This window comes from Micromonospora mangrovicola (assembly GCF_047200535.1).
GTDB lineage: Bacteria > Actinomycetota > Actinomycetes > Mycobacteriales > Micromonosporaceae > Micromonospora.
The window spans coordinates 60331-73413 of the sequence record NZ_JBJZOG010000001.1; the positions used below are offsets into that span (position 1 = coordinate 60331).

The following is a 13083-nucleotide window of genomic DNA, read 5'->3' on the forward strand; positions in this document are numbered from 1 at the left end:
GCTACCTCCGTACGTCTGGGTCTTGCTGCTGCGATCAGCGGGACACGCGGATCGGCATGATGAGGTACCGGTACCCCGGGATGACCTCGCCATCCTCGCCGGCGGGGGAAATCACCGCGGGCTTGAAGGCGTCGACGAACGAGAGCACAGCGTGCTGAGCGCCCAGGTTGGCCAGGCCGTCGATCAGGTACTGCGGGTTGAAGCCGATGGTCAGCGGGTCGCCGCTGAAGGTGGCCTCCATGGCCTCGCTGGCCCGGGCCTCCTCGGTGCCGCCGGCCTCGACGACGAGCCCGTCGGCGCTGAAGCTGAGCAGCACCGGGGTGGTTCGCTCGGCCACCAGGGCGACGCGCTTGACCACCTCGATCAGGGTGCTGACCGGCACCCGGGCCTCGGCGTTGTGGCTGGCCGGAAAGAGCGAGCGGACCGGCGGGTAGTTGGCGCCGTCCAGCAGCCGGCTGGTGGTCCGCCGGGTGCCGCCGGAGAAGCCGATCATGCCCTCGCCGGCGCCGCCCTGGGACAGCGCCATGGTCACCTGGCCGCCGAGGGGGCCGAGGGCCTTGGCGGTGTCGTGCAGCGTCCGGGCGGGTACCAGCGCGTTGAGGCTGATCTCCGGGTCGTCCGGGTTCCACTCCATCTCGCGCAGCGCGAGTCGGTAGCGGTCGGTGGCGAGCATCGCCAGCGTGCTGCCGGAGAGCTCGATCCGGACGCCGGTCATCATCGGCAGCGTCTCGTCCCGGCCGGCGGCGACGGCCACCTGGGCCACCGCCGCGGCGAAGGCGGCGGCGTCGACGGTGCCGGCGCTCTCCGGCATCTCCGGCAGGGCCGGGTAGTCCTCGACCGGCATGGTCGGCAGGGTGAAGCGGGCGCTGCCGCAGACAAGTTCCAGATGGGCACCGACGGCGGCGATGTCCACCGGCTTGGCCGGCAGGGCCTTGGTGATCTCGGCGAGCAGCCGACCGGAGACGAGAGCGGCGCCGTCGGCGTCACCCTGCACCTCGACGGTGACCTGGCTGGAGACCTCGTAGTCGAAGCCGGAAACCTGGAGGTTGCCGTCGGTGACCCGGAGCATCACTCCGGCCAGCACCGGTACGGAGGGTCGGTTGGGCAGGCTCTTGGCGGTCCACGCGACCGCCTCGGCGAGCGCGTCGCGCTCCACTCGGAACTTCATCAATGCCTCCGCGTCGACGTCAGCGACAACTCTCTCATGCCGACCGCTGCCACCCGTCCCGCCCGACCGTGCGGGTACCCATCGCACCTTAGGGCGCGTGGGCATCGGCTGTGCGCCCGACCCCGTGGATCCAGGTGCCGGAACGGGTGCCGACGGCAGCGTTCCGGCCCGATCCACAGGAAGTCCAACGGTGATGATTGGTTTTTGTTGTTTAGAAGAGATAACTCATCGTCTTCATCGCACCTGTGCAAACTGTGGAGAACCGACGTCCGCGCAGGTCAGACACGTTATCCACCGGTGGTTTGACTGTGGAGAACCAGGGGCAGAAACCGTGTTCCGGTCCACAGCCCGGCGCCGCCCCCAGGTTGTCCACGGCTGTCCACCGGTTGTCCACCGCTAATCCACGGGGTTTCTCCCCAACGTTGTGGACACCGTGGACGGCGTTGATCCGCGTCGTCCCCAGAACCTTCAACAGGCAACCCACAGGTCGACCGTCGTCGGTGGACAACGGGCCCGTCATCCCCAGGCGTCCACAGCACCTTCCCCAGGAGTTGTCCACAGTCTGTGGGTAACCGGCTCCAGACTGAGCGTGGTTTTCCACCGACTGTGACACAGGGGGTGTGGACAACCGGGCCGTGATGTGGACGAACATGACGTCGATCGTGGGCCCTGCACCAGGTCTAGGGTCAAGCTCGGGCCGTCCACGGGCATGAAAAAACCCGGCCGGGTGGGTCCGGCCGGGCGCTGGCGCTGTGACGTACGAGTCAGGTGGTCTGCTTGATCCGGTTGGTCAGCTCGGCGATCTGGTTGTAGAGCGAGCGGCGCTCGGCCATCTGCTGGCGGATCTTCCGGTCGGCGTGCATGACCGTGGTGTGGTCCCGGCCGCCGAACGCCTGCCCGATCCGGGGCAGCGACAGGTCGGTCAACTCCCGGCACAGGTACATGGCGACCTGGCGGGCGTTGACCAGGACCCGGGAGCGGGAGTGGCCGCGCAGATCCTCCAGGCTCACCCCGAAGTAGTCGGCGGTGGAGACCATGATCTGATCGGCGGTGATCTCGGGACCGGCGCCGTCGGGGATGAAGTCCCGCAGCACCTCCTCGGCGAGCGAAAGCTCGACCGACGAGCGGGTCAGGCTGGCGAACGCGGTGACCCGGATCAGCGCGCCCTCCAGTTCCCGGATCGAGTTCGACACCCGGGAGGCGATGAACTCCAGCACGTCCGGCGGGGCGTAGAGCCGCTCCTGGGCCGCCTTCTTCTGCAGGATCGCGATCCGGGTCTCCAGGTCCGGCGGCTGGATGTCGGCCAGCAGGCCCCACTCGAACCGGGTCCGCAGCCGGTCTTCCAGCGTCGCCAACTGCTTCGGCGAGCGGTCGGAGGTGATCACAATCTGCTTGTTGGCGTTGTGCAGCGTGTTGAAGGTGTGGAAGAACTCCTCCTGGGTCCGCTCCCGGTTCTCCAGGAACTGGATGTCGTCGATCAGGAGAATGTCCACGTCCCGGTAGCGGCGCTGGAACGCGCTGGTCTTGTCGTCCCGCAGCGAGTTGATGAAGTCGTTGGTGAACTCCTCGGTCGAGACGTACCGGACCGAGCGGGCGTTCCCGAGCGTGGTGGCGTAGTGCCCGATGGCGTGCAGCAGGTGGGTCTTGCCCAGCCCGGAACTGCCGTAGATGAAGAGCGGGTTGTACGCCTTGGCCGGCGACTCGGCCACCGCGACGCTGGCGGCGTGCGCGAAGCGGTTCGAGGATCCGATGACGAACGTCTCGAACATGTACTTCGGGTTGAGCCGGTTGCCGCCGGACTCCGCCCCGCCGGGCAACCGCCGGTCGGGCGACGCGCCGGGACGGTGATCCGGGCCACCCCGCCCCGGACCCGAGTCGGTGCCGCCGTCCCGGGGCAGGCCGCGCAGGTGCGTCGGGTCCGCCGGTCCGGCCGCCTCGCGGTAGCGGGGTTCATAACCGCGGCCGTCGGTGGCGGGCGCGTCGACCCGGGCCGGCTCGTCGAAGCTCCGTCGCTCGGGCGTGGCCCGCAGCGGCTCCGCGAAGGCAGCACTGAACAGGTCGTCCTGACCGTCCCGGCTGGCCGGGATGAGCTGCGGCCGGCCGCCGTCGGGCGTGCGCTGCCGGGAGGCCGGTTCCTCGGCCGAGGGCTCCGGCCGCGACTCGGTGTATCCGGGGGCCTCCGGCCGGGCCGGGAAGTCCAGCTCGGGGAAGCCGGGCGCCTCCCCGGAGGGGGCGGGCCGGTCGAAGCCGGTGTGCCGGTCCCGGGGGCCGTCGGGCTCGCCGGCCGGTTCCGGGCCAATCCGGTAGACCGTGCCGGCGGGGCGGGCCCCGGGATCCTCGGCGAGCCGCACGGTGACGGCCACCTGGATCGGCCGGCCGAGCCGGCGGCTCAACGCCTCGGTGATGGCCGGGCGGAGCCGGGACTCGATCACGTCCCGGGTGAAGGCGTCGGGCACGGAGAGCAGCGCGGTGTCCTCGACGATCGCCCGCAGCCGGGTGAGCCGGAGGTACGCCCGCTGCTGCGCGGAGATGATCTCGTCGGCGAGTTCCTCGGTCGTCGCCGTCCACACCGCGGCAAGGTCGGTCGCTCCGGTCACCGTCGTGCCACCCCCTCGCCTCTGCTCACGCCCGCCCGGACGGCTGACCGGTCGTCATCCACAAGTTATCCACAGCCTGTGTGTACCGACCGATTGTGGCCGCCCACCGGAAGCGGGTCGGACCTGCCCCCTGGTCTCCGGAGGCGTTGAAGCGGGTTCAACGTGCCGAACGATTCAATACCTTGTCCGGTCTTGCCGGTCAGCGACAACCCGGACCCCCCGACGCTGACCGCAATCGCGCACGCTAACAGCGCGGACCCCGCGCCATCAACCGTCGACGCCCTGGCAGCCTTGTCAACATCAGTGAAAACCGCCCCTTCGGTGTGCTCGGGGCGGATCGGCGGCGGGGTGTGATGTTTGACGGTCATTGCGCCCCTGCGTAGGCTGGAGCGGCTGCTCTTTCGCCCTCTGCTAGGGTGATGGGTGCTTGCTGTCCGCGGCCACACTCCCCGCATCGCCGAGGACCCGCGTCGGCGGGCAGCACCGAATCGGAGGCCACCGCCGAGGTGGCCTGGACCACCAAACGACCCTGGGCGATCCCCCGCGCGGGGCGTACGACAACGGAGAGCCTGACGTGAGCAAGCGCACCTACCAGCCGAACAACCGCCGGCGCGCGAAGACCCACGGCTTCCGGCTGCGCATGCGCACCCGTGCCGGCCGCGCCATCATCTCGACCCGTCGCGCCAAGGGCCGCACCCGCCTGTCGGCCTGAGGCCGACCGGTCCGGTCCGGGGACGTGGGCAGTCGTGCTGGCCGCCGCGCAGCGACTGCGGCGTAGTAGCGACTTCGCCGCAGCGGTTCGGGGTGGCCGACGCGTCGGACGTGGTGCCGTCGTGGTCCACCTGACCCTCCCCCAGCAGAACGGACAACCCGGAACAACCATGCCGGAGCCGGCGCGTGAGCGCGGTGCGGAGACCTCCGCGCCGAGCCGCGCCGGCTTCGTCGTGTCCAAGGCCGTCGGCAACGCCGTGGTCCGCAACAAGGTCCGGCGGCGCCTCCGCCATCTGGTCCACGAGCGCCTCGCTGCGCTGCCCGCCGGGAGCACCCTGGTGGTACGCGCCCTGCCGCAGGCCGCCGAGGCGTCGTATGCCCGGCTCGGGGCCGACCTGGACGCGGCTGTCGCCGCCGCGCGGGCCCCCCGGGGTCGGCGGTCCCGGTGAACGGTGGGACCGCCGCGCCGCGGCCGACTACTACCGGTGCCCGCATGCTGCTGGCACCCATCATCGCGTACCGTCGGTGGATAAGTCCGGCACTGCCGGCCCGCTGCCGCTTCTACCCGTCGTGCAGTGCCTACGCCGTCGAGGCGGTGTCCCGGCACGGTGCGCTTCGGGGAGCCTGGCTGGCGGTCCGGCGGCTGTCGCGCTGCCACCCCTTCCACCCCGGTGGACACGACCCGGTGCCGGAGCCGGGCGACCGCCGCCGTGCCGACGTGACTGGAGCCTGAGTGTTTAGTCTCGACTGGATCTACTACGCGATCTCGTGGATCCTGCTGACCTGGCACTCGGCCTGGGACGCCATCGTTCCGGCCGAAGCGGTGATCGGGACGAACTGGGCCTGGATCTTTTCGATCATCTTCCTGGTGGTCACGGTCCGGGTGATCCTGTTCCCGGTTTTCGTCAAGCAGATCAAGTCGCAGCGGGCGATGCAGGCGCTCCAGCCCAAGGTCAAGGAGCTTCAGGAGAAGCACAAGGGTGACCGGGAGACGCTCCAGAAGGAGATGATGGAGCTCTACCGGAAGGAAAAGGCCAACCCGTTGATGGGCTGCCTTCCGATGTTCCTCCAGATCCCCGTCTTCCTCGGCCTGTTCCACACGCTCAAGCGGCTGACGCCGGAGAACAGCCAGAAGACCCTGTACGGCTGGACGGTGCAGCAGTTCGAGAGCGCCTCGAACGCCAAGCTCTTCTCCGCGCCGATCTCCGGCCGCTTCGGCTCCACCGCCGAGCAGCTCGCCGGCCTGGGCGCGAGCACCAACACCGTGAAGATCGTCGCCGGCATCCTGGTGCTCATCATGATCGCCACCACGTACCTGACCAGCCGGCAGATGATCCTGAAGACCGGCTGGGCCGAGGACCCGCAGCAGCGCATGGTGCAGCGACTGATGCTCTACGGCATCCCGGTCTCGCTGCTGGTCTCCGGTTCGATCTTCCCGATCGGCGTGATCATCTACTGGGTCACCAACAACCTCTTCACCCTCGGCCAGCAGCAGTGGGTGCTCCGGAAGTTCCCGCCCCTGGTGCCCCCGAAGAAGGCCGGTACCGCCGCCCGGAACGGCCAGCCGGTCGCCAAGAGCGGCGGGCTGCTCGGTCGCAAGACCGCCCAGCCGGCGGCGAAGGCACCGGCGGCCGCCCCGAAGGTGGCCGCCCCGAAGCCCGGCGCCAAGCCGGTCAACCCGAAGAAGGGCCGCCCCGCCAAGCGACAGGGCTGAGCCCTCGGGCCGCCACCGACACCGGTGGCGGCCCGCTCCGGCGCCTGAGCTGCCGCCGTACGGTCGGCGCCGGGCCGGAAACCGCCGCGCGCAGCGCGGTCACGGGCGAAACTGGCCCGTACAGACGTGCCCGAGGGCACCGGCGAAACCTCCCGCCGGCCCCGGGAGACCAGCGGACCCGACGGTCCGGCCGAGCGAGTACGGAGATGACACCGTGACCGACACCAGCATCCCCAGCGCCGACCCGTCCGTGGACGAGGAGACCGTGCCGGCCGCCGCGGCCGAGGTGCAGGAGAACCAGGCCGAGTCGGAGGCCGGGGAGAAGAAGGCCCCGGCGGACAGCGACCTGTTCCGGCAGAGCGAGATCGCAGCCGACTACGTCGAGGGCCTGCTCGACATCCTCGACTACGACGGCGACATCGACGAGCTGGTCTCCGGCGGCCGTCCGGTCGTCGAGGTGGTCGGTGATCGCCTGCAGAACCTGATCGGCCAGCGCGGCGCCACCCTGGAGGCGCTCCAGGAGCTTGCCCGGCTGGCAGTCTTCCGGCAGACCGGCTCGCCGAGCCGCCTGCTGCTCGACGTCGGCGGCTACCGGGCCACCCGACGCAAGGAGCTCGCCGCCGTCGCCCGCAACGCGGTCGAGAAGGTCAAGGAGTACGGCGAGCCGGTGAGCCTGGAGCCGATGTCCGCGTTCGAGCGTAAGTGCGTGCACGACGTGGTGAACGCGATGAGCGGGGTGGAGAGCGAGTCCGAGGGCGTCGAGCCGAACCGCCGTATCGTCGTCCGGCCGGTGGACTGACGGGGTGACCCACGACGAGACGACGGCGGGTGCCGTGTCCGGCCCGGGTGGTACGCCGCCCGGGCCGTCGCCTGTGCAGCCGGACCCCACCGTCGACCCGGTTTTCTCCGACGGCGCCGTTGGCTCGGCGGCCGACCTGTCGCTTTCCGCCGCACCGTCGGCCTCGGCCGACCCGGCCTTCTCCGGCGAACCGGGGACGCCGGCCGGCCCCGCCTTCCCGGCCGACCCGGAGGCACCGGTTGACCCCACCTTCTCCGGCGAGCCGGACGCCTCGGCCGTGCCCGCTGGTCCGGCTGAGCCGTCGGTCCCTGCGGCGGGGGCGTCCGCGGCGGTGACCCCGGCCTTCTTCGGCGAGCCGGTGCCCGTCGCCCCCGGAACGGAGACCCCGGCCGGCGGCGAGAACCCGGTCGCACCGGCGGGCTCCGTGGACGCGGTGTTCGCCGAGCCGACCGCCCCCGCCGAAGCAGCCGGTCCGTCCTTCATGGACGCTCCCGACCGGCCTGCCGACGGGCATTCGGGCGAGCGTCCCGTGCCGGCCGACGTGACGTTGCCACCTGAGCTGGCGGGGGCTGCCCGTACCCTCTTCGGCGACCGGCTCGACCTGGCCGCCGCGTACGCCGAACTCCTGGCCACGGAGGGCGTGGTGCGGGGCCTGATCGGCCCGCGCGAGACGCCGCGGATCTGGGAGCGGCACCTGCTCAACTGCGCGGCAATGGCCGAGCGGATCCCCGAGGGCGCGAGCCTGATCGACGTCGGCTCGGGTGCCGGGCTGCCCGGTCTGGTGCTGGCCATCGCCCGGCCCGACCTCACCGTCACGCTCGTCGAGCCACTGGCCCGGCGGACCGCTTTCCTCGTCGAGGCGGTGCAGCAGCTCGGGCTGACCCGGACGGTCCGGGTGTTCCGCGGCCGGGCGGAGGAGGCCGCGGCTGGTACGCGCGACACCCCACCGCTCAGCGCCGACATCGTCACCGCCCGGGCGGTGGCCGCACTGGATCGGCTCGCGGCGTGGTGCCTGCCGCTGGCGGTGGCCGGCGGACGGCTGGCTGCGCTCAAGGGCGCCTCGGCAGCCGAGGAGATCGCCGAGCACGGTGCGGCCGTGGCGCGGCTCGGCGGCGGTGAGCCGGAACTGCACCGGTGCGGCGTCGGCGTGATCGACCCGCCCGCCACCGTGATCGAGGTGGTTCGGGAGCGGGCGGTCGGTCCGGTACGGAAGAAGGGGCCGAAGCGTTCGCGCGGTGGTCGACGCCGGGGTGGCCGTAACCGCGATCGCTGATCCCACCACGGCTTTCGGCCACCGGCCCGGTGTCGGGTCGGGTCCGGAAGAGTGGACCGATCAGAACCCGACGTGGACCGGCTGCGCCCGTCGGCCGTAGGCTGACCGCGCGTCGATAGTGTGGAACGGCGGTGCCGGGCGGCACCCGAACCCGACCGTTCCCGCCGGGCCGTGACGCCGCGCCATGGGGCGCGGGGCCTGATTTGACGGGTGCGGACCGACCATCCGGAGCGGGCAGGGATGACAGGTGCATGACGACGGCAGGTACGACGATCCACGGGTGAGCGGGCCGGAAGGGCGACCCTCGGCGGCCGACCCCGTTTCACGTGAAACCGACTACCAGGGTTGGCCGGGGAGCGGCGACTCCCGCGGCCCGTCCACGCGTCCGCCGGAGGGTGACCCGGCGGTCCGCCGGGACCTGCCCGGCCGACCGACCTCCTCCGTGCCGGCGAACGTCCCGCTGTCGCGGGAGCCGCACGACCCGACCGACGGGCCGGCGAACGCGCCCAGCGCCCGACCGGCCCCGGCGCGGGGCAACGCGGTCGTCCCCGGCCGGTACGAACCGCAGCCGCCGGTCTCGGGCGTGCCGCACCAGCCCGCCCCGCAGGCGGCCCCGGACGTGGTGGCCGGCGTGGTGGTCCCGTCCGACACGCCACCGATCACCGGCTACGACGCCGAGGCCGCCGGCAGCACGTACGTTTCACGTGAAACCCCGACGCGCGAAGAGGATGACCCACCGTTGGCTATGGAGGCTATGCGCGCCGTGCAGATCCTGAATCCCAGTGGCGAGGTGACCATGCCTCGCCCCGACCGGACCCGGGTGATGTGCGTCGCCAACCAGAAGGGCGGCGTGGGCAAGACCACGACCACGGTGAACCTGGCGGTGGCGCTGGCCCTGCACGGCAACCGGGTCCTGGTGGTCGACCTCGACCCGCAGGGCAACGCCTCCACGGGGCTGAACGTCCCGCACCACACCGGCATCCCGGACGTCTATGACTGCCTGATCGACAGCGTGCCGCTTGAGGAGGTGGCGCAGACCGTCGAGGGGATCCCGAACCTGTGGTGCGTCCCGGCCACCATCGACCTGGCGGGTGCCGAGATCGAGCTGGTCTCGGTGGTCGCCCGGGAGTCCCGGCTGGCCCGCGCCATCGCCGCGTACCCGGGGCACTTCGACTACGTCTTCATCGACTGCCCGCCGTCGCTCGGCCTGCTGACGGTCAATGCTCTGGTCGCCGCGCAGGAGGTGCTGATCCCCATCCAGTGCGAGTACTACGCGCTGGAGGGCCTCAACCAGCTGATCAACAACATCAACCTGGTTCGCCAGCACCTCAACCCGCGGCTCGAGGTCTCCACCATCCTGCTCACCATGTACGACCGGCGTACCCGGTTGGCCGACGCCGTGGAGCAGGACGTCCGGAACCACTTCGGCGACAAGGTGCTCCAGTCCGTCATTCCGCGGAACGTGCGGGTCTCCGAGGCGCCGAGCTACGGCCAGTCCGTCATGACCTACGATCCCGGTTCGCGGGGGGCGACGAGCTACTTCGAGGCCGCCCAGGAGATCGCCGAGCGGGGCGTCAAGGAGCCGGTGAGCCGGAATGCGTAGTGCGGAAGAGTCGCTGGGAGGCGTCGCATGAAGAACCGTCCTCGTGGCGGTCTGGGGCGAGGGCTCGGTGCCCTCATCCCCACCGGGCCGGTGCCGGGCAGCACCCCGGCGGCCACCGATGCCGAGAGCGGTCCCGCGACGGCCCCGGCCGTGCCGGTGGCCGGCGCGGCTGCCGCCATCGGAGTGCCCGTCCCGGTTGCGGAGCCCGAGCCGGAGCTGAGCCCGGTACCGGGAGCCCGCTTCGCCGAGATCCCCGTCGACGCGATCGTGCCCAACCCGAAGCAGCCGCGGCAGGTCTTCGACGAGGAGGCGTTGGAGGAGCTGAAGACCTCGATCCAGGAGGTCGGCTTCCTCCAGCCGATCGTGGTACGCCAGCTCGACGGCGAAAAGTTCGAACTCGTCATGGGCGAGCGGCGCTGGCGGGCGGCCCAGGCGGTGGGCCGGGAGAGCATCCCCGCGATCGTCCGAGACACCAAGGACGACGCGATGCTCCGCGACGCGCTGCTGGAGAACATCCACCGGGCGAACCTCAATCCGCTGGAAGAGGCGGCCGCGTACCAGCAGCTGCTGGAGGAGTTCGGCGCCACCCACGAGGAACTGGCCCGGCGGATCGGCCGGAGTCGACCGCAGATCTCGAACACCATCCGGCTGATGAACCTGCCGGCCCAGGTGCAGCGGCGGGTCGCCGCCGGGGTGCTCTCCGCCGGCCATGCCCGGGCGCTGCTCAGCCTGGACGACACCGAGGCGCAGGAGCAGCTCGCCAAGCGGATCGTGGCCGAGGGCATCTCCGTACGCGCCACCGAGGAGTTGGTGGCTCTGGCGCTGGCGGACGGCCCGGCCAAGACCCCGGCCGCCAAGCGCCGGTCGAAGCCGCACGCGCCGGCGTTGTCGGACCTCGCGGACCGGCTCTCCGACCGGTTCGACACCCGGGTGAAGGTCGACATCGGTCGCAGCAAGGGCAAGATCACCATCGAGTTCGCCACGGTCGACGACCTTGAGCGGATCGTGAGCATCATCGGTGTGGGGCAGGAGGAGGACCAGCCCGAGCAGTGACCCACCTCGTCGGCTTCGGCCGCGACGCCCCGCCCGGGGCGTCGCGGCCGAGTCGTTTCGGGGCTCCGTACCGGGGCCAGCGGAGCCAAGCTTGATCGTGGTGGCTGCGGAACCCTTCCTACGCCTCGCTCCGGGGTCGTCCGGGCCGGACGGCGGTTGGGGGACCGATCTTCTTGTCCGGCGGCTGTACGGGCCGCTGAGAGGCGGCAATGCTCGGCCCCTTCTCCGGCTCCGCGGGTGGCGGTGGGTCCGATCGGGTTTCTCCGCCCCCTGGGCGGAATGTGATTCCGCTCCGGGTGAGTCGGACGAACTGTTTCGCGTGAAACACCCACGTGGCACACCGGAGGTCTCCCGCGAGGCGGTTCCTCTCTCGCGACGGCGGTCCGTGGGGCTGACCGGAACGGTGGGCTGTGGTGCCTCGAGCACGATGCTCGTTTCACGTGAAACGACGCGCGGCGAAGGGGGGCTGAGCCGGGGCGGAGTCTCGCTTTCAACGGCGTCCGCGCCCAAGGCCCGGACGGGTCACCAGCGGGCTCGGCGTGGTCGTCGACCCCGAGGGCGGGTCTGCCGGATCTGCGCCACCGGACAGCGCACGGAGCGGAGGTGCCCGGCGCCCTTTTACCCCGGAGTTCGCCCACGGAGAGTCGGACGGTGGCAGCAAGGCGGTCCGGTGCCGACGGTCTGCCCGATCAATCGGCTCCAGCCGTGGTGACGCTCGACAGTCTCGTGCCGGGGCGGTGCACGGCCAGATCGCGGGCCGGGCCCCGACCGATCGACCGGGCCGGTCCAGTAGCGCCCGCTCGGCTGTCACCCGGTCCCCGGTCCGTTCGCCGCCGGATGCCCGCCCGCCGGGCCACCCGGCTGCCCGCTTCCCCGGCCGTCCACCGGCGCCCGGTTCCCCGGCCGTCCAACCGCCCCCGGGTCTCCGGCCGTCCGCCCGTACCCGGGTCCGCCGTCGTTCGGCCGCTCACCGGAATGCCCCGGGTGACGATGCCGGCCACCGTCAGATCGCCGGCCGTCGCGGGTCGACAGGGCGGGGTGGGTGCGGGTCCGTTGAGGGTGCCCCGCCGTTGGCGGCTCTCGCGGTGCTGCGGCATCCCGCCGTCGGCGGGCTCCGGCTCTCCGGCCCCGGGGCCTCCGCCTTCGGCCAGCGGCTCAGGCGTCGAGCGGTTCGCGCCGAGGCTCGACCATGGGCCGGGGATCCAACCAGGCGGCTCCCGGCCGGTCCGGTGTCGTGGTCCAGTTCCGCGGCCCGAGCCATGAACCTGATCCCGGCGCTCGCTCCCCGGGCTTCGGTCCGGCTGCGGCCACCGGTGCTTCGCGCCCCCGGCGCGCTACTCGATCTGCGGCTGCTCGACTCCCGGAAGCCGCCACACCGCCGGACGCCGGCCACACAAGCCGGCACGTCCTTGCCGGCCGAGCCGGCCCGGCCCGGTTGAGTCGCTACCCCTGAGGTGGCCGGCGGTCCGCGCGGCCCAAACGCCGTCGCCGGCCGACCTCGCCCGGCCCTCCCACCGGGGTGTGGGTGCGGACGGGCGGTGCCGTCCCCAATCGCCAGGGGCCCGACCCTGGCACGGCGGATCGTTCCGCGCGCCCGTGCCCGGCGACCCGACCGCGTCGACGGCGCCCGTGGACTTCTCCTGGCAGCCTCTCTTCATCACCGTTTCACGTGGAACACCGGACGGCGTTCCGGGTCGGCCGGATCCGCCGTGCCGCAAAGTAGCCGGCCGTCGGGAAGGCCGGCCGTCGGGAAGGCCGGCCGTCGGGCGGGGCCGGCCGTCGGGAAGGCCGGCCCCGGGAGCCGGCCGACGAGCGCCAGGACGTCCGGCGGCCGGAGTGAGGGCGGGCGGAGTGAGGGCGGGCGGCAATACCTCCGGAGGCGGCGCGTCGGCCCGTCGCGAACGCGGAGCGCTTCGGGGCCGGTACCAATCGGCGGTTCGGTCGTTGAGCAGAAGGTGGCCGCGCCCGGTGGACAACTCGCTCCGGCGGTGCCCCGCACTTATCCACAGTCGTTTTCCACAGGGCATCCCTGTTTCACGTGAAACAGCGCGGCGAAAGCCACGCTGACCTGTGGATGACGCGGTGTGGTGGTGATCTCAGCGGCCTGTGGACAACCCGGTGGACAACCGTCGCCGGGCCACGTCGGGCTGCTGCCGGTAACTGGC

Annotated in this window: 10 protein-coding genes; 8 read left to right on the forward strand and 2 right to left on the reverse strand. The window is 71.8% G+C overall.

Annotated features, from left to right (window positions below; translation table 11 throughout):
- Positions 1-34: 34 nt before the first annotated feature.
- Positions 35-1168 (reverse strand): DNA polymerase III subunit beta, encoded by a 1134-nt coding sequence (gene dnaN / locus ACL02O_RS00295; RefSeq protein WP_412815874.1) that lies wholly within the window; start codon positions 1166-1168, stop codon positions 35-37.
- Between the two features lie 764 nt (positions 1169-1932).
- A complete protein-coding gene (gene dnaA / locus ACL02O_RS00300; RefSeq protein WP_412815875.1) occupies positions 1933-3765 on the reverse strand; it encodes a chromosomal replication initiator protein DnaA in 1833 nt (610 codons plus the stop codon).
- A 574-nt stretch (positions 3766-4339) separates the two neighbouring features.
- Here dnaA and rpmH point away from each other — a divergent pair.
- The 8 genes from rpmH to ACL02O_RS00340 all read left to right on the forward strand — a co-directional run bounded on the left by rpmH (position 4340) and on the right by ACL02O_RS00340 (position 10918).
- Positions 4340-4477 (forward strand): 50S ribosomal protein L34, encoded by a 138-nt coding sequence (gene rpmH / locus ACL02O_RS00305; protein ID WP_074478258.1) that lies wholly within the window; start codon positions 4340-4342, stop codon positions 4475-4477.
- Between the two features lie 34 nt (positions 4478-4511).
- Positions 4512-4925, forward strand: a complete 414-nt coding sequence (gene rnpA, locus ACL02O_RS00310; protein ID WP_412815876.1) for a ribonuclease P protein component — start codon at positions 4512-4514, stop codon at positions 4923-4925.
- Positions 4926-4969: 44 nt separating this feature from the next.
- Positions 4970-5209 carry a membrane protein insertion efficiency factor YidD gene (gene yidD / locus ACL02O_RS00315; protein ID WP_412815877.1) on the forward strand — a complete coding sequence of 80 codons (240 nt, stop codon included), beginning with the start codon at positions 4970-4972 and terminating at the stop codon, positions 5207-5209.
- On the forward strand, positions 5210-6190 hold the full coding sequence (gene yidC / locus ACL02O_RS00320; protein WP_412815878.1) for a membrane protein insertase YidC: 981 nt from the start codon (positions 5210-5212) through the stop codon (positions 6188-6190).
- A gap of 214 nt (positions 6191-6404) precedes the next feature.
- Positions 6405-6989, forward strand: coding sequence for a Jag family protein (locus tag ACL02O_RS00325; RefSeq protein ID WP_412815879.1), 585 nt, complete (start codon positions 6405-6407; stop codon positions 6987-6989).
- A gap of 481 nt (positions 6990-7470) precedes the next feature.
- On the forward strand, positions 7471-8262 hold the full coding sequence (gene rsmG / locus ACL02O_RS00330) for a 16S rRNA (guanine(527)-N(7))-methyltransferase RsmG (protein ID WP_412815980.1): 792 nt from the start codon (positions 7471-7473) through the stop codon (positions 8260-8262).
- A 247-nt stretch (positions 8263-8509) separates the two neighbouring features.
- A complete protein-coding gene (locus tag ACL02O_RS00335; protein WP_412815880.1) occupies positions 8510-9865 on the forward strand; it encodes a ParA family protein in 1356 nt (451 codons plus the stop codon).
- 27 nt (positions 9866-9892) lie between these two features.
- Complete coding sequence (locus ACL02O_RS00340) at positions 9893-10918, forward strand: ParB/RepB/Spo0J family partition protein (protein WP_412815881.1); 1026 nt, start codon at positions 9893-9895, stop codon at positions 10916-10918.
- Positions 10919-13083 lie beyond the last annotated feature (2165 nt).